The following is a 17,117-nucleotide window of genomic DNA, read 5'->3' as shown; positions in this document are numbered from 1 at the left end:
CGCGCTAACTTGGGTATGGAAGTAATGCACGAGCGCAATGCTCACAACTTCCCGCTTGATTTGGCTGCTGGTGAAACCACTCCTGTAGCTTTGGTTGCTCCTTCTATCAATGGCTAAGTTTTAGCTTTTGATTAATAACAAAAAGCGCTCCTAGAAATAGGGGCGCTTTTTGTTTGGGCGAATTGATTTTTCTAAGCACCCTTTTTCCTTTTATCTGTTAACTCCGCTACCCCCCTTACCTCTGTTACATCCATCCTTTGCCTTCCTTCTTCCTTTTTTCTTCTTCCTTTATCCTTTAATTTTTTAGGATTACTATAGAATATAGCCAATAGGCCGATCGAGATACTGTGACATACTCCACGGGCGAAATCTTATATTATGGTCTAGGATTCCAATAGTCGGATTCAGAATATGTTGGGCTTGCTATAAAGTGTTCGCTAGCAGCAATGCAATTGTGTCAATTCCAGAATCTAACCATAGACAAATGTAGCTGATCGGGAGTCGCTCCTCACCGTCCCAAGCGCTCTATCTGTAAGGAGAATTTGTATTATGAAAGATGGACAAGAAGTACGCCGCGTCTCCACAGCCGTCATTGCCGGTGTTTGCGGGTTGGCTTTACTGGCGGGTGGGGGCATTGCCTGGTGGACCGCGAACCGTTCGCCAACCCCCGCAGATACGCAGTCTTCTGCTCAGACTACCGCTCCGCCGCTGCCCCCAAGTCCTGTGGAATCCCCTGCTGTAATTATCCCCGTACCCCCTCCAACTCCTGTACAAGTGCCGCAGGTTCAGACGCCGCAGGTTCAGACACCGCAGGTTCAGACGCCGCAGGTTCAGACACCGCAGGTTCAGACGCCGCAGGTTCAGACTCCCAAGCCGTCGCAGCCAAAGCCTTTGCAGCAGACTGATGTCCAGACAGTGCAAGTCTACTGGGTTAAAGATGCCAGCGGCAAATTTGAGGGAGTTCCTACGCCAGTAGCTGTCAAACAAGCTGACAAGCCTGATGCAACTTTACAAGCTGCTTTTAACAGTTTGTTGACCGGGCCCAAGGATGCAACTGTTTCTAGCGAAATTCCTAAGGGGACAAAACTGCGGAGTTTGAGTGTCAAGAATGACGGAGTTTATGTCGATTTGTCTGCCGAATTTACTTCGGGGGGAGGCAGCACCTCAATGACAAGCCGGTTAGGGCAAGTTATCTATACGGCTACGAGTTTAAAACCGAATGCCAAGGTTTGGATTTCAGTGGAAGGCAAGCCTTTAGAACTTTTAGGAGGCGAAGGTTTGGAGGTGGCTCAGCCGAGTACCCGCCAAAGTTTTGACAAAAATTTTCCCCTTTAGTAATTATGAGTCATTAGTCATCGGTCTCAAGGCCGAGAATAGGAATTGATAACTGATGACTCATGACTGAGGACTGAGGATGGAGCAATGGCAACTAATTTTCAGTGCTTGGTAGTCAGGCTAAATGCCCGAAAGTGTAGGGCTTGCTGTTCGATCCGGGTGGCAAGCCGATCGCACACCATATTACACAGCTCGAAAATTAACTCGTCTTGCACCTTATAATAAGCTGAAGTCCCTTCACTCCGGCGAGTGAGGATACCAGCTTGGAGCATGAGTTTTAGGTGCTTAGAAACATTGGCTTGACTCGTTTGAGTAGCTTCCACCAATTCTTGCACGCATTTTTCGCCGTCGCGAAGCAAGTTCAAAATTCGTAAACGCATTGGCTCGCTCAAAATACTGAAATACTCAGCAACTTGTTGCACAACCTCTTGCGGGACAGGCTGGGATGACTTCATCAAACTCACCGGAGAGAAGTGATCGGGAAATATTAGCATTTATTCTGTCCATAACAATAAAGTAATCCTTCAATCCGGATTAATTCGCATCAACACTTGACCGTATTCGACAGGTTCGCCATTTTGAACTAAAATTTCCATCACTTGACCGGACACTTCATCAGCATCGATCTCGTTCATCAGCTTCATCGCTTCGATAATACAGACTGTCTGGCTGACCTTGATGCGATCGCCCACATTCACAAAAGGCGGCTCGTCGGGAGCAGCAGCGCGGTAAAAGGTTCCTACCATCGGCGAGATAATTGGCACCCATTTGGTATCGACAGGAGCAGTCACGGCTGCAGGCACGGCTGCAGGTGTGGCGGCAGGGGCCTCAGCCAGAGCCGAGCCTGCATTTTGGTCAACAGCAGGAGGTGACGCTAAGGTGGGACTAGCAACAGCGCCCAACGCGATCGGAGCGACAGTCGCCACGGCTGCAGGGATAGCGGCCGAGGTGTCTGGTGAGGTTGCCAGAATGCCTTTGCGTACAGTCAGTTCAAGTTCCCCACTTTTTAACGTCAGTTCCGAAATGCCTGTTTTGTCTAATACAGTTAGCAGTTCGCAAAGCTGGTTTAAGTCTAGTTGCACAGCAGATTCAAGGGTAATTAAGAATTGAAAATTGAAAATTGAAAATTCCGAATCCGGCGAAGCTAGGAGAATTCACCGAGTTTGGAGGCAAAAGGGATAGTTTTTAAGCTGTGAGCGATGAGTATTGAATTTTGAGTTCTTCAACTCAGAACTAAAAACTAAAAACTCCCTTTTCCTCCGTCATTTCTACTCTCGGCCGAGGTACTTGTCTTCACGAGTATCAATCCGAATCCGTTCTCCAATGGAAATAAATAGAGGCACCATAATCTGAGCTCCGGTGGAGAGGATAGCGGGTTTGCTGCCGCCGGTGGCAGTATCTCCTTTGACTCCTGGATCGGTTTGTGTCACTTCCAAGACAACCGAGTTGGGCAGTTCCACTTCTAGGATTTGGTCGTTCCAGCGAAGGATATTGACTTCCATCCCTTCAGTGAGGTACTTGACACGATCGCCTATTTGCTTAGCATTGAGGCGACTTTCCTCGTAAGTTTCCATATCCATAAAGACGAACTCGTCGCCCTCTTTATAGGTATGCTGCATCACGCTCTTTTCCAGGTTGGCTTGAGGCATCGTCTCGCCCGCCCGGAAGGTTTGTTCTACTACGTTTCCGGTTTGGACGTTTTTTAATTTTGTCCGCACGAAAGCCGAGCCTTTTCCTGGCTTGACGTGGAGGAATTCGATAACCCGCCACACGCCGTTATTCCATTCAATTGAAACACCTGGTCGAAAGTCGTTACTGGAGATCATATAAATTTTTGCGGGCAATCCCGTCGCCTTGTCGGCACGGGGTAACTACAGTCAGTCGATTTTAGATTTTAGATTTTAGATTTTAGATTTACTCCACAGATGAATTTGGGAGATTGAACCTTGGTCTAAAATTTTGATCTCTCCACGACAGGAGTCTGGGGATTGTATCCGTTTTTGAGCGGGTCAAGTTAAAGCCACAGTCTAGCTGACGGCATCAAAAAGCAATTGGCATTTTATTTTACCGTTCAAAGGGAGCAAGTGCTGTACGGAAAGCTAAAAAGCTCTCAAGGGAAGGAAGTTCGCCAACTGATTGTGTAGGGCATTTAAGGGATAGAAGGCCGACAGCGCTGTGGGAAGATAATAGAGGCAATAAAAGTTAAAGTTATGTTGCATTGGCCTAATTTCTCGATCGATACGTGCAAGCGCTGGGTCAAAACCGTCGCTTTAGCACTCTTGCTGTTCACTCTCTCCCTGAGTTTCAGTCCAGTCTCCCATGCCAAACGCCCCAGCAGCAGTATGCCTGCGGGCAATGCGATTACGGACGGCCGGGCGCTGCTGCGCTTGGCTTTACCTATTGACAATCAAACTGTGCGAGAGTTGCAAATCAGTCTCGAAGACATTGGCAACCACATACGATCTAAACGTTGGGGGCCCATTAGCAGCGATGTCAGCAAGGCTTCCAGGATTCTCAACCTTCGGGAATCTGACATTTTAGAGAGTATTCCCGACGCGAAAAAGCCGGAAGCTGAGGCGCTAGTTGCAGGAGTCAAGGACGGAATTGCTCAACTGGAAAAGGCTGTTGAGGCTAAAGACAGGGACAAAGTGATTGACTTGAAAGCCACCATCCTAGGTTCGGTAGGCGAAATCGAAGAGTTGATGGTGACAAAGTTTCCGTTTGAAGTGCCGGCCAAGTATGCTAATCTGCCTCAACTCAAAGGGCGCGCTACTGTGGTAGTACAAACTGAAAAAGGGGAAATTACTGTAGTGGTTGACGGCTACAGCGCCCCGGTTACGGCGGGTAATTTTGTGGATTTGGTCGATCGAGGTTTTTATGACGGTTTGCCGTTTATTCGATCGGAAGAATCCTACGTTTTGCAAACGGGAGACCCCGAAGGCAAGGAAGTCGGTTTTATTGACCCAGCTACTGGCAAATACCGGAATATACCGCTAGAAGTGCTCGTCAGGGACGAAAAAGAACCTATTTACGGGATTACTCTAGAAGATGCGGGGCGTTATCGCGACGAACCTGTTTTGCCTTTTTCTGCTTTCGGTACTGTGGCAATGGCCCGTACAGAAACTGACCCTGATAGCGGTTCTTCTCAGTTTTTCTTTTTCTTGTTTGAACCTGAACTCACCCCCGCTGGCCTGAATCTGTTGGACGGCCGGTATGCTGTTTTTGGTTACATGATTGAAGGAAAAGAAGTTTTGGAGCAACTGAAGCAGGGAGACAAGATTGTATCTGCTAAGGTAGTTAAAGGAATCGAAAATTTGGTGCGACCTCAAGTTTAATTAATGACAGCGATTGAAATCGCTGCTTGTCAAAAGTGAAGGCGATTGAAATCGCTTCTGCACACACAAAGCCCGCCTGCGCGGGCTAAAAAAATCAATAGTGACAGCCATTGAAATCTTTTCTAAATAAAGGTGAAGGCGATTGAAATCGCTTCTGCACGCACAAAGCCAGCCTCAGCGGGCTGGAAGAAGAGATAATTTTTATAGTTTCGTTATTGAAATCAGGAATTTAATCGAGAGTATGGCAATTTTAGAATTATTATTGGTAATTGGTTTGGGCGGATTCGCAGGATTGTTGATTGTAAAAAATGTGAATGAAAGCAAGCAAAAACAGCGGTTAGATGAGGCTTTTTATCAGTTGTTGGAAACTCAAAACAGTCAGGTTTCGCTGATTCAACTGGCCGCTAATGCTAGGGTTGAGGCAGAAGTTGCTCAGCAGTATTTAACTCGGCAAGTGAAGATTTTTTCGGCGATTTTAGAGGTAGATGATGAAGGAGATACTTTTTATAGGTTTCCTAGGTTGCGCTTGCCTCGGAGTTCCGGTAAGGAATGGTGAAGCGAAAAAGTGCGATCGGCTAATTCCAAATTATGCAAGTTAAAGATATCGGTGAACAAGGTCTTTTAAGAAGATTGCAAAAATTCTGCCCCGCAGAGATAGTGGGTGATGATTGCGCTGTCATGGCTACAAATCCCAACCAATCTCTCGCTATCACTACAGATATGCTGGTGGATGGAGTGCATTTTAGCGATCGCACTACAGGGCCTTATTACGCAGGATGGCGCGCCGCAGCCGCAAATTTGTCGGATCTGGCTGCGATGGGAGCAAAGCCTCTGGCGGTGACTGTAGGCCTCGCTGTGGCGGCGGATACGGCTGTGGAGTGGGTTGAAGAGTTTTATCGGGGGATGACGGCTTGCTTGCAAGAATATCATACGCCGATCGTCGGTGGCGATGTTGTGCGATCGCCCGTGGTGACGGTGGCGATTACGGCTTTCGGACAAGTTGAGTGCGATCGTACCATTAGTCGGTCAAATGCGCGATCGAGCTGGGCGATTGTCGCTACTGGGGTTCACGGAGCCTCCCGCGCGGGATTAGAATTGCTGTTAAATCCACAATTCGGGCAAAATCTTTCAGAAGTCGATCGAGCTTCTTTAATTCTCGCCCACCAGCGCCCTAAACCGAGACTTGATGTTTTGCCGGTTGTTTGGGAAATACTAGGTTCCGAAGGTGCGATGGAACCCCCCCTCAGTCCCCCCCTTGCTAAGGGGGGGAAGCAAGATTTCAATTCTCCACGTGCGATGGAACCCCCCCTCATTCCCCCCCTTGCTAAGGGGGGGAAGCAAGAGTCCAATTCTCCCCCCCTTAGCAAGGGGGGGCCGGGGGGGGTTCCATCCTCAATTGCAATCGCCGGAATGGACAGCAGCGACGGTTTAGCAGATGCGATTATTCAAATTTGTCGGGCTAGCGGTGTTGGCGCAAAAGTCGATCGCACAAAAATACCAATTCCCCATATTTTCAGAGAAATAGTATCAACAGAAAAAGCTTTAGATTGGGCATTATACGGCGGAGAAGACTTCGAGTTAGTGCTGTTTTTGCCGATCGCAAATGCTGAGTTATTAGTGGAAAAAATAGGAAATGGAGCCGCGATTGTGGGAACCGCTACGGATAGCACCGATATCTGGTTAACTGATAGCAGCGGTATTTACCCTGATTCTAGATTAAAGCTCGATCGAGGATTTCAACACTTCTGAATTATCTCGCTTGTCCGCATAGGCGGATTTGGTTGGTGTAGACACGGTTTCAACCGCCTGGTTTTTACCGTTACGCATTTTCCGCCCCCAAACCGTTGACTCTGTTATTGTAGGCAGTAGCCAGATTATTTTGAGTTTGCATCCATTTTTCGCTACCGGGTTCCCGATTATTTAAAACTATTTGATAACCAGTAATGGCAATTTCAATATTATTCGCTCTATTCCCACTGGGAAAGTCACTAATATGAATACTCAAATTTTCAATAAGACCGATAATTGACCTAATTGTTTCTGAGTTTTCGCCGGCAATTAACTTCTGCGCCACTTGCTGTAAAGTCTCAGCAAAAGTGGCATTAAGGAGATGTTTTCGCCCTTCCAGCATGGGGTAAATTACTGCTATATCCCCCTTGCTATCTTGTTCTGCTTGCAATAGTTCTAGAAAAAAATTTGCATACTCTTGGAAATTTTCACTAGCAGAGTTATTGCTATCTCCGTCATCGTTCATATCGAGGATTTGCGCTAGGTAACGGGCTAGATGTCGAAGGAATTTAGCGCCATTTTCCCCTCCTTGTTCGGCCAATGTTGATGCTACTAACTCGCAAGTTTCCAGAAAACCGCGATCGAGTAATTCTGAGTTATCCTGTAATATTTGCGATTCGTCTCCGTTGGGGGCATTCAGCAGAGTGTGAATTAATTGCAGATAGGCTTGGGCGCGGTTTTCTTCCATTTTGGGGAGTTGTCAATAACACCGGGATTTATTTTATCATGCTTGGTGGGTGGCCAGAAACCGGGTTTTTGCGAGAGATTTGGTGGGGAGCATCCCGATTTTGTAGGGTGCGTCAATAGATGTCAAATGGGTTCTATAAGTCCAGGTAAGTCAAACTGCAAAAATAAATCTGGCTATCCCTTGACATCTGATTGTGAGGATGTTAGGTTTTTTAGAGTTACCATTATCATATATGGTTGGTGTGCGTAAGTCTTGTAAATATTTATATTAGGCGAGCAACATAATGATAGAAATCATTGGTCAAAATACACCGGAAATCTTAACAGGTACAGTAGGTGCAGATACTATCTATGGACTAGGTGGTAACGATACAATTAGTGGGTTTGAAAGTAACGACCTTTTATTTGGCAATTTGGGCCTTGATTCAATCCTGGGAGGTTCAGGGGAAGATAGCTTGTATGGCGGCAAGGAAGATGACTTCCTTCTTGGTGGTGATGGTAATGATTTTCTTAGAGGCGATAACGATCGCGACGACGTTCGCGGCGAAGCTGGGGATGATCTGATATTTGGTGGAAAACAGAGCGATAGACTTTTTGGCGATGAGGGCAATGATATCCTCTCTGGCGATTTAGGTCCCGACATCCTCACAGGAGGTGCAGGTGCTGACCAGTTCGTTTTAAGGCAAAATGGAGAAGGTCGTGATGAAATTACCGATTTTCAAGATGGCATTGATACGATCAAACTACCAGATGAATTAACATTTAATGATATTTTACTAAAACCTGAAGGTAATAACAAAGTAATTATTACTGCAAAGACTACAGGGGAAGAGCTAGCATTACTGGATAACGTACCGATTGGCACTATCACGGCAGAAGATTTTGGCCAACAAGGCACTAATGAAACTGGTTTAGTCTCATTAGATGATGATTCCCGTCCAGATGAATCTGATTTCTCCCTACCCACGATTTTTGCTAATACTTCCCTAGAAGGTAGCTTAGATATTAATACGGACAAAGATAACTCTCTACGCCCCGGTAGTTTAGCTGATGATTTTGGTTTACTAGGAATTACTGCTAACCAAACTGTAAAAATCAACCTTAACTCATCAGCATTTAACCCCTACTTGCAGATTATAGATGCTGTCACAGGTGAACTCATCGCGGCTAACGATGACGCAACAAATGATAGTCAAAACTCCGAGATAACTTTTAAAGCAAAGCTAGGAGTTGACTATCGAATTCGGGCGACAAACGCTCAAGGTGGGTCAGTTGGTAACTACATTCTTTCTGCCAGCACTTCTGACCCAATTATCGGCGATCTTGCTCCTGGCAAGACGATCAACGGCTCTTTGAGTCTTGATGATTTATATAGTCCTGAACGCTTAGGTAGTCTCACCGATAATTATCGATTAACAGCCTTAACAGTAGGTCAACAGGTACAAATTAACCTCACGTCTCCTAACTTTAACAGCTACTTGCAATTAGTCAATGCTGCTACTGGAGAAATTTTAGGCGAAAATGATGATAGCACTGTAACTAGCACTAACTCCCAGTTAAATTTTACCGTTCAATCTGGGGTTGAGTATATAGTTAGAGCCACGAGTTCTGATGCAAATGTTACAGGTAACTACGTTTTGAGCGCCGCTACTAATGCTCAACAAACAATCGCCCTTGACCAAACTGTTAATGGTATTATAGACGGAACTGACAAACTTAATCCCCTAACAGCAAATAGTTTCGTTGATGATTATTTATTAACTGGGACAAATGTTGGTCAGAAAGCACGGATTAATCTATCATCTAATCAATTCGATACCTATCTGCAATTAGTTAATAGCGATACCGGCCAAATTATCTCGGAAAACGATAACACTAACTTGGAAATTGGGAACTTCAATTCTGAGTTAAGTTTTACAGTACAACCAGGAGTGAATTACCTACTGCGAGTAACTACCTTAGCTAATACGGGAGGTAGTTATACCCTCACCACTACTAACGAAAGTGGAGATTGGATATCCACTAATTTAGCGGATCAAGGTTTACAGAATGTGACTCGCCAGCAATCTAATGATGGTATTTTAGACCGCCGCGATATGTTAGCTATCTTCACAGAAGCGGGAAATGATGACGGTATTGTGGATAGTAGAGAATTAAATGACATTCGCAAGATTAATAACAATGGTTCGCGTTTCCGAATGCCAGGGGATGTTAATTATTTATCGAACCAAGTAGTTAAAAGGACAGCACCAAACACCCAGGCGACTCAATTGCAAGCAACCACAGCGATATTCTTCGTAGGTAATTGTGAATTAGGCATACCACCAGCCGAGTACACTGAGAAAGAAGGGAAGAAGATTACAAAATTTAATTTTGACTATGTGCCGCTAAATAGTCCTTTGTTTGGTGATACTGATGCTAATCCCAGTTATGGGGAAAAAGGCACTCCCCAAATCGGTCATATCGACCAAGGGAAGTTTGGAGATTGTTTTCTACTCGCCGCTTTGGGCGCAATGTTTAAAGGGCAAAGAGAAGAAACAGGCAAAACCAGTTCAATTATTCAAAACTTGATTAAAGAGGATGGAGTTGGTGCCTACAAAGTGTCTTTTTACAAGTCTCCTGGCAAACGGGAATCCGTGAGTATTGACAATTGCGTGGTAGTGGATAAAACACGTCCCAAAAGTGAAGATCTTGGCAGTAATTTGTTTGGTGCCAATGCAGATGCTCACGATACACTTGGCAATCCTGGGACGAATTTCACTTCGGGTCGGTGGACAAATAACCCTTATAAGTGGCCGATTTGGGTACCTTTGGTGGAACGAGCTTATGCAACCTGGCAACAACTAGAAAAAGGCGGTAACGGTTGGGATATACTAGGTAATGGTGGTTACCAGACGGAAACCCTGTTTCAGATAACAGGTTTTCCGGTGACTGAATACAACAATGGTAAACGAAATTCAGGTTTAGGGGCTGATACCCTCAGTTTTGATATTGTCAAAGCTGCAATTGATACTCCCAATAGTTATATAGCCGCAAGTACGGGTGGAGCAAGCAAGAAAAAGGGTTTGGCGCAAAACTCTAAGTTAATTTCCGGTCATGTTTACTCAGTTACTGATGCTTACGTTACAGCAAATCTTGAACAGCGTGTGGTAGTGCGGAATCCCTGGGGTCAGGATAATTATGAAAAATACATGAACGAAAAAATTACCAAAGATGGTAAAGAAGTAAATAATCCTGAGTACAAGCCTGATTCCTTTACTGAAGATAAATGGGATGGTTTTATAGACTTATCTTATGATGAGTTTCGCCGAGGTTTTGGAACTGTGTCTATTGCCAAAGGACCGGCTGTAATCGCCAAGCCTGTTATAATACGACTTTCCTAAAATAGTGCTATAGTTAATGGTTGTTCTTTTTGTAAGCTAGTACGCCAAGCCCAGGAAGAAAAATGTCAGGAGTTGTTAAGATTGACATAAGGGAAACAGAAGAAGAGTTGAAAGCTCTTCTCAGGAAAGAGAAAGACGCGACTCGTCACGAAAAACTGCAAGTTCTGTATTGGCTTAAGACCTAAGCGGTAGACAGCGTATTGTCTGCTGCTGTGAGTTTAGGCAAACATTGTACCACAATACAAAGATGGTTTTCTAGCTATCGAGCGCAAAAGCGATCGCACTCTCCCAATTAACAGTCTGATGCAGCAACGAGCGGTTGAAGCCAAAAACCGAGCAATATAAGTCCTGTACAAAATCGGGATGCTCTCGTAATTCTTGCCGATCAAATCAAGTGTCTAGACTGGAAAGCTCGCGGTGTTCGATTCGTTGAGTCTGTATCCCACATTCCGCAGTTCTGGCTTTGATGACTAAGGATTTTCATCCCTTCACTGTAGGAAAAATATCTGTGCCTACCTTTTCTAATTTTAGTATCATTATTTTGCGATTTTGGCGAAATATAATAAATTGGAATTCACAGATATTTCCTAATATATTCCTTCGGCAATATCTGAACTCATTTTCCCTAAATCAGACATCACAATTCCGGCAACATGATTGTTATGTTGCCAACTCTTTGAATTTATTCAACAATATTCTCCGGTTTGTTTTCCGAGCGAGTTACCCATCTTCAACTATTAAATAATATTGACCGCAAACCTTTCCTAAATAATTTAATATCTCCCGACGTTCCTTTGTTAAGTTGCTTATTTGTTCGGCTCCATTTAGGTTGACTAAATGTACGGCTTGAAACATCTGAAATACCCACCGCATTGTCGGTTTATTTGTCATTTTCTTGACCTGGTTTCTGATGCTGGCATTGGCTGATTCTAATTCTTGTCTCAACTTTCTTTGGGCGAGATTATATACTAATAAACATACTCCCATTATCATGGCAATTGCTTCTACTCTCTCGGGTTTTTTCACGAAGACGCTTGATGTGAAAAATAATGGGTCTTTTAAAAATCTAAATCCTCTTTCGTTACTTTGTTGGTCTTTGTATTCTTCTAATATCTGCTGGTTGGTTATTTCGTTTTTATCTAAGATGTTTGTTGCCAGTATAAATCTCCCTATTTTTATTTTGTAGAGGTATATTATTTCGGCTCTGGTTTCTATTTTGCCGATTATTTGATAGGCTGTTGTGTCTAAATTACTAGCTTTTTTGGTTGGTGTTTTTGGTTTTTTATGGCTTTTTTCTTGACATTCAATTTCGGTAATCTGGTGATATTTCCATGTGTCTGATAAATTTTTTATGGCGGTTTCTGCATCGGCAACACAGGCAAACTTTTGCCGGGAAAGCTTGCGTAGTGAGGCTTGGGCGCTTGATTCTTGTTTGTTTACTTGTTTGTCTATTTGTTTGATGCTTGCTTGTTTCCTGAGTTCACTTTCTATGACTAACCATCTTTGTTGGATTTTCCCATATTCGCTAGCTCTTTCGGCTATGTTATATCCTTTTTTTGAGCTTGATTGCCATTCGCTTTCTTGGATATCTACGATTTGATCTTGGGCTGATTTTATGCTTAATGGGACTCTTGTTATCCATTTGATTCCTGTCATTGCTGATAGGTTTTCCCTGGTGTATAAGGCGCTGTCTGCTACGCAGATTCCTTCAAATGTCCACTGTTTTTTGAATTCTTTTAATCTTGATACGAATACGCTTTTGTCGTCGATGTTTCCTGAATCTATTTTTAGATATAGTGGTATGTCTCCATCTCCTGTGAAGATCGTGTCTATGATAAATTGTTTGAGGTCTGGTCGATGGTCTCTCGAGTATCCGTGAACTATTTCTATGGGTTTCATTTCGGATGTTTCTAGTTCGGGCTCTTTTTCTATTTGGTCGCTGTTTTCAACTTCGGTTTTATATTCTCCTTGTACGTACATTGAACTTCCATCTAAATGGATGCTGTTCATTTTTACTTGGAATTTATGGGCGGCTTTCATGGCGATTGTTGTGAAGATTTTTGTGGTTCCTACTTGGTAATATTTGTCGAGGGCTCTTCCCAGTCTATCGTCGTTTAGATGTTCGGGTAATATTCCCTTTCCTATTAGATGTGATGTTGCTTTTCCTACGAAAAATTCCTCGAATATGTATAATGGGGCGCTTAAAAATCCTAGTCCATTCAAAATCATTGCTTTCATGACTTGTCCTGGGCTGAGCATTTCTTGGGATGTTATTCCTACTATTTTATTGACTTCTTCTACTAATTCCATCTCGTCTATTATGCCTGCTACTATTCCTAGATGGTCTAAATTTAGGACTTTTATGGCTTCTTGATGCTCATTCATGGTTTTTTCCTCTTGGCTCCTCATTCGTTCATTGTATCTCAAAAAAGCCTGAAGAGATAACCCAGTAATCTCTTCAGGCTTGAATTTTTAAAATTTATAACCATCAATTCTATTTAAATACCTGCGGAATGTGGGCTGTATCTGAAGATGTGATTGAGGAGGTGCAAACCAAAATTGAGCCATTGTTACTGTAAGTGGCCAGAAACCGGGTTTTTGCGAGATATTTCGTGACAGTCCGCGATTCGGTAAAAAACCCAATTTCTTTGATTTTTATTGTGCACGGGTGGCCAGAAACCGGGTTTTTGCGAGATACTTGGTTACAGTAGACCGCAATGGGAAAAAACGGGGTTGCTTGGGTTTTTAAGCGCAGATTTTCCTGCTAACGTCTAGATAATGCTACCTTTGGCATTAATCTATCCAAAATTTGCTCGATCGCAATTACTGTCCAATCAATATCAGCTTCTGTGGTTTCTCGTCCCAGAGTCAAGCGAATTCCACCAACTGCGCCGATTTCGTCATATCCCATTGCTAATAATATCGGACTGGGAGTTAGTTTGCCACTGCTACAAGCTGAACCGGAACTAATGCCAATTCCTGCTAAATTTAGCTGTCGCACCAGAGTTTTGCCTGTGATTCGCCCTGTATCTCTCTTTTGGTAAGGGCGGGAGGAGGGGGAGACGATGCAAAAACTGACGTGGTGCGGCAGCCGACAATATCGATCGCCTGTTGGTACTAAACTGGGTACGCGGGCTAATCGGTCAAAAAGTCGATCGCGCAATGCAATTAACCTCGGCGTTTCCACATCTATTTCCTGCGATGCTAACTCCGCCGCCACCCCAAAACCGACAATTACCGGCAGCGCTTGCGTCCCGGAACGCAGTTTCAATTCTTGACCACCGCCCCCCAACATTGGCGCTAATTCTACTCCCGGACGCACGTAAAGCGCGCCTGCACCTTGCGGCCCGTAAAGTTTGTGACTGGAAACCGAAAGCAAGTCTACGGGCAGTTTCTGCACGTCAATTTGCAGCTTGCCGGCAACTTGAACTGCATCGGTATGAAACATGATATTGCGATCGCGAGCAATTTGCCCTAATGCCTCGATTGGTTGCAGCGTGCCAACTTCGCTTTGTCCGTAAATGATTGAAATTAAAACTGTATTCGATCGCAGCGACTCTTGCAAATCCAAAGGGTGAATGCGCCCAAATTTATCCACTGGTAGCCGCGTCACTTCCCATCCCAACTGTTCGAGTTGCCGCGCCGGTTCTGCTACTGCGGAGTGCTCTACGCTGGAGATAATAATATGCTGCGGCTTTGTATAAAGACGCGCAATTCCCATAATTGCCAAATTGTCCGCTTCAGTGCCGCCACTGGTAAAAATTATCGATTCCGGTAGGGCGTTAATCAAGCTAGCAACCTGCATTCTTGCTAATTCTAAAGCTGTCGCCGCCCTTTGTCCCCACTCGTGCAAGCTGGAAGGATTTCCCCACTGCTGAGTGAGAGCTTTTTGCATGGCTTGAATCGCTTCTGGGCGTGCGGGTGTTGTGGCGCTATAGTCGAGGTAAATTTGCATGATAAATAACTAATGAATGAATGTTGACTGTTGACTCTTGACTGCTGACTGTTGTGAGTGGCTATCAATAACCAATAACTGATGACTAACTTCCTGGTTTGCAGACGTTGTAGTCTTCGTGCGACAAAACTTTTTGGGGAATTAAGAAAGTGCCGCAATCTTCACAAAGCATTCTGTAGTTGCGGGTTACAGGAATACTGATTATCAAACGGTTGTGACGCAGGCGTTTGCCGCCGAAATCTCTGTAATTCTTATTTTCGCCCAAAGCTGCTATAATTGCCCGGGCTTTAGTGACTACGTGGTCGGGCAGACCTCTGAGATCGATGATATCTCTAGCAAATGATGCTTCCCTCTCTTGTTTTTTGGTTTGTTTTTCTGTCAGCACTACTTCAACGTAATGCTGCTGCGCTACTAACTCTTGCGTACAGCGATGGCACGCTTTACCATATCCTTTGTGACCGCACGGAAAACTTCTTTTTCTTTTAGCCATAAAGCAGCGGTATCGGGTTTGACCCACGCCCCTGAATGCTGCTACCCTACCAGTGATGCTTCCGGCATCGAGGCAGTCCTACAAGACGCAAAATCTATTCCCTTGCATAAATTTAATAGGTTCTAAGTTTACTTTATCGAATATATTTGAACTGTGGGTGAGCCAATAACCTCAATTATTTTAAATTTTTGTGAGTGTATTTTATTATAATTTACTCGGTTTGTTTTGTGGTGGGCTGCTGGCGATCAATCTGGCGGGCTGCGGACAAACAAAGCAAGACGTGCAGAATTTACCTCTGAGTCTGGCTCCACTGCCTCAAGACCCGTTGTTGCAAGTATACTTCAATCAGTCGATCACTTCGACTTATCAAGAGCCTTACCGCCAGCAAACTAGATTTGGAGATGATTTAGAAAAGTTGGTCGCTGTTGCCGTAGCTAGTGCTGGATCGACGGTGGATGTAGCGGTTCAGGAGTTTCGCTTGCCCGGTATTGCGAGGGTTTTGGCCGATCGGCAGCGATCGGGAATTAAAGTTAGATTAATTGTTGAACATCTGTACAGTCGTCCCCCTAGCGATTTTACAGCCCAGGAGTTAGCGAAATTACCCGAAAGAGAGCGCGATCGCTACAGCGAATTTGTCCAACTTGCCGATACTAATAAAGACGGCAAATTGAGTTCCGAGGAAATCAAGCAAGGCGATGCTTTGATAATTGTCAAGGAGGCCGGGATTCCTGTAATTGACGATACTGCTGACGGCAGTAAAGGCAGCGGTTTGATGCACCACAAATTTGTAGTAATTGACGGCAAAACAGTAATAGTAACTTCTGCTAATTTTACAACAAGCGATATACACGGCGATTTCAAGACAGCAGCAAGTCGCGGCAATGCCAACAATTTACTGAAAATAGAAAATCCTCAATTAGCACAACTATTTACTCAAGAATTTAACATCATGTGGGGCGACGGGCCCGGAGGCAAACCGGACAGCAAATTTGGCATCAAAAAGCCGTTTCGTCAAGCGCAAAAAGTGAGAATAGGAAATGCGACAGTTGCGGTGCAATTTTCGCCGACTTCCCAGACTTTGCCTTGGGAAAAAAGCGTTAACAGTTTGATTGACAAAACCTTGGCTAGTACGAAAAAGTCGGTTGATTTGGCACTGTTTGTATTTTCGGCTCAAAGGTTGTCAAATACTCTGGAAATTGAAGCTAGGCGAGGAGTTGCCGTGCGAGCTTTAATTGACTCTAATTTTATTTATCGCTCTTACAGTGAAGGTTTGGATATGATGGGTGCGACTTTCATCCAAGATTGCAAGTTAGAAACTGACAATCGCCCTTGGAGAAAGCCGCTGACTACGGTGGGAGTGCCGCTGTTACCGATGGGCGATCGCCTGCACCACAAGTTCGGCGTTGTGGACGGCAAAACGGTGCTTACAGGTTCTCACAACTGGACTGAGGCTGCAAATCACGGGAACGACGAGACGCTGCTGGCGATCGAGAGTCCCACAGTTGCGGCCCATTTTGAGCGGGAGTTCGATCGGCTTTACAAAGGTGCAATCTTGGGAATTCCCGCCCGAATCAAACAAAAAATTGACGCTAAGAAAAAAGAGTGCGATTCACTGCAAGCAGCATCAAAATCTGCGATCGCTAAACCTCAAAGTGCTGGTAAAAAGTTAATTAATTTGAATGCCGCGACTCAGGAAGAATTAGAAACTTTGCCCGGGGTTGGCCCGAAGCTAGCCGAGAGAATTATTGCAGCACGGCAACAGCAACCTTTTACCTCTTTGGAGGATGCAGAACGAGTGCAGGGAGTCGGGGAAAAACTATTAGAAAAATGGCGCGGTCGAGTAACTTGGTAGTTACAGCGTATTCCAGGTTTGTGAAGTGTAGGGACACGGCACTGCCGTGTCCCTAGGGGGAAACTCACGATAGGCGGGTGTACTTCATAAATGTGAAATCTGCTGTAAGTTCGGACTCAGGACTTCAGTTCTTTCTTATCAAACTCTATATTATAGAGTGTAAAATTAATTGAGTAGGTTGGGTTGAGAAACGAAACCCAACCTACACTATAAACTAAGGATCGCGAATTAAATAATTTACACATATTTGTGGGATGGGCGTCCCGCCCGTCCAGAAAGGACGGGCGGGACG

The 17,117-nt window shown here is 44.6% G+C and carries 15 protein-coding genes; 8 read left to right on the top strand and 7 right to left on the bottom strand.

Features of this window, described 5'->3' with window-relative positions; genetic code table 11:
- Together QUA99_RS29355 and QUA99_RS29350 are read left to right on the top strand one after the other, a co-directional pair.
- A partial coding sequence (locus tag QUA99_RS29355) for a photosystem II protein D1 (RefSeq protein WP_333154121.1) occupies positions 1-117 on the top strand: 117 nt, incomplete at its 5' end.
- Positions 118-549: 432 nt separating this feature from the next.
- On the top strand, positions 550-1,335 hold the full coding sequence (locus QUA99_RS29350; protein ID WP_333243986.1) for a GerMN domain-containing protein: 786 nt from the start codon (positions 550-552) through the stop codon (positions 1,333-1,335).
- Positions 1,336-1,436: 101 nt separating this feature from the next.
- On the opposite strand, the gene QUA99_RS29345 is transcribed toward QUA99_RS29350, so the two are convergent.
- The 3 genes from QUA99_RS29345 to efp all read right to left on the bottom strand — a co-directional run bounded on the left by QUA99_RS29345 (position 1,437) and on the right by efp (position 3,161).
- A complete protein-coding gene (locus QUA99_RS29345; protein ID WP_015175216.1) occupies positions 1,437-1,829 on the bottom strand; it encodes an ArsR/SmtB family transcription factor in 393 nt (130 codons plus the stop codon).
- Between the two features lie 30 nt (positions 1,830-1,859).
- Positions 1,860-2,417, bottom strand: a complete 558-nt coding sequence (accB, locus tag QUA99_RS29340; RefSeq protein ID WP_333243989.1) for an acetyl-CoA carboxylase biotin carboxyl carrier protein — start codon at positions 2,415-2,417, stop codon at positions 1,860-1,862.
- Between the two features lie 186 nt (positions 2,418-2,603).
- On the bottom strand, positions 2,604-3,161 hold the full coding sequence (gene efp / locus QUA99_RS29335; protein WP_333243992.1) for an elongation factor P: 558 nt from the start codon (positions 3,159-3,161) through the stop codon (positions 2,604-2,606).
- A 384-nt stretch (positions 3,162-3,545) separates the two neighbouring features.
- Here efp and QUA99_RS29330 point away from each other — a divergent pair, with 384 nt between their 5' ends.
- From QUA99_RS29330 to thiL, 3 genes are all read left to right on the top strand, one after another.
- Positions 3,546-4,670: a peptidylprolyl isomerase gene (locus QUA99_RS29330; protein ID WP_333243995.1), complete on the top strand. Its 1,125-nt coding sequence runs from the start codon at positions 3,546-3,548 to the stop codon at positions 4,668-4,670.
- Positions 4,671-4,812: 142 nt separating this feature from the next.
- Positions 4,813-5,226, top strand: coding sequence for a hypothetical protein (locus QUA99_RS29325; protein ID WP_333381679.1), 414 nt, complete (start codon positions 4,813-4,815; stop codon positions 5,224-5,226).
- Between the two features lie 32 nt (positions 5,227-5,258).
- Entirely contained in the window at positions 5,259-6,419 is a 1,161-nt protein-coding gene (gene thiL / locus QUA99_RS29320) for a thiamine-phosphate kinase (RefSeq protein WP_333244000.1), read from the top strand.
- Between the two features lie 70 nt (positions 6,420-6,489).
- On the opposite strand, the gene QUA99_RS29315 is transcribed toward thiL, so the two are convergent.
- On the bottom strand, positions 6,490-7,146 hold the full coding sequence (locus tag QUA99_RS29315) for a hypothetical protein (protein WP_333244003.1): 657 nt from the start codon (positions 7,144-7,146) through the stop codon (positions 6,490-6,492).
- A gap of 283 nt (positions 7,147-7,429) precedes the next feature.
- On the opposite strand from QUA99_RS29315, the gene QUA99_RS29310 reads away from it, so the two are divergent.
- On the top strand, positions 7,430-10,528 hold the full coding sequence (locus QUA99_RS29310; protein ID WP_333244006.1) for a C2 family cysteine protease: 3,099 nt from the start codon (positions 7,430-7,432) through the stop codon (positions 10,526-10,528).
- Between the two features lie 62 nt (positions 10,529-10,590).
- A complete protein-coding gene (locus QUA99_RS29305) occupies positions 10,591-10,713 on the top strand; it encodes a hypothetical protein (protein ID WP_333343624.1) in 123 nt (40 codons plus the stop codon).
- Positions 10,714-11,248: 535 nt separating this feature from the next.
- Here QUA99_RS29305 and QUA99_RS29300 read toward each other — a convergent pair.
- The 3 genes from QUA99_RS29300 to QUA99_RS29290 form a co-directional block, all read right to left on the bottom strand.
- On the bottom strand, positions 11,249-12,913 hold the full coding sequence (locus tag QUA99_RS29300) for an IS1634 family transposase (RefSeq protein ID WP_333244009.1): 1,665 nt from the start codon (positions 12,911-12,913) through the stop codon (positions 11,249-11,251).
- A gap of 379 nt (positions 12,914-13,292) precedes the next feature.
- Positions 13,293-14,483 carry a cysteine desulfurase family protein gene (locus QUA99_RS29295; protein WP_333244012.1) on the bottom strand — a complete coding sequence of 397 codons (1,191 nt, stop codon included), beginning with the start codon at positions 14,481-14,483 and terminating at the stop codon, positions 13,293-13,295.
- A gap of 85 nt (positions 14,484-14,568) precedes the next feature.
- Positions 14,569-14,973, bottom strand: coding sequence for a DUF7682 family zinc-binding protein (locus tag QUA99_RS29290; protein WP_333244015.1), 405 nt, complete (start codon positions 14,971-14,973; stop codon positions 14,569-14,571).
- A gap of 190 nt (positions 14,974-15,163) precedes the next feature.
- On the opposite strand from QUA99_RS29290, the gene QUA99_RS29285 reads away from it, so the two are divergent.
- Entirely contained in the window at positions 15,164-16,825 is a 1,662-nt protein-coding gene (locus tag QUA99_RS29285; RefSeq protein WP_333244018.1) for a DUF655 domain-containing protein, read from the top strand.
- Positions 16,826-17,117 lie beyond the last annotated feature (292 nt).

The organism is Microcoleus sp. F10-B2 (assembly GCF_036704965.1).
Taxonomy (GTDB): domain Bacteria; phylum Cyanobacteriota; class Cyanobacteriia; order Cyanobacteriales; family Microcoleaceae; genus Microcoleus.
The sequence above is the reverse complement of the archived record's forward strand: the minus strand, read 5'-3'. Positions and strand labels throughout refer to the sequence as shown.

Coding starts and splice junctions, on each gene's coding strand:
- QUA99_RS29350 (WP_333243986.1), top strand. CDS start 550: ATGAAAGATGGACAAGAAGTACGCCGCGTCTCCACAGCCGTCATTGCC.
- QUA99_RS29345 (WP_015175216.1), bottom strand. CDS start 1,829: ATGCTAATATTTCCCGATCACTTCTCTCCGGTGAGTTTGATGAAGTCA.
- efp (WP_333243992.1), bottom strand. CDS start 3,161: ATGATCTCCAGTAACGACTTTCGACCAGGTGTTTCAATTGAATGGAAT.
- QUA99_RS29330 (WP_333243995.1), top strand. CDS start 3,546: ATGTTGCATTGGCCTAATTTCTCGATCGATACGTGCAAGCGCTGGGTC.
- thiL (WP_333244000.1), top strand. CDS start 5,259: ATGCAAGTTAAAGATATCGGTGAACAAGGTCTTTTAAGAAGATTGCAA.
- QUA99_RS29315 (WP_333244003.1), bottom strand. CDS start 7,146: ATGGAAGAAAACCGCGCCCAAGCCTATCTGCAATTAATTCACACTCTG.
- QUA99_RS29310 (WP_333244006.1), top strand. CDS start 7,430: ATGATAGAAATCATTGGTCAAAATACACCGGAAATCTTAACAGGTACA.
- QUA99_RS29305 (WP_333343624.1), top strand. CDS start 10,591: ATGTCAGGAGTTGTTAAGATTGACATAAGGGAAACAGAAGAAGAGTTG.
- QUA99_RS29300 (WP_333244009.1), bottom strand. CDS start 12,913: ATGAATGAGCATCAAGAAGCCATAAAAGTCCTAAATTTAGACCATCTA.
- QUA99_RS29295 (WP_333244012.1), bottom strand. CDS start 14,483: ATGCAAATTTACCTCGACTATAGCGCCACAACACCCGCACGCCCAGAA.
- QUA99_RS29290 (WP_333244015.1), bottom strand. CDS start 14,973: ATGGCTAAAAGAAAAAGAAGTTTTCCGTGCGGTCACAAAGGATATGGT.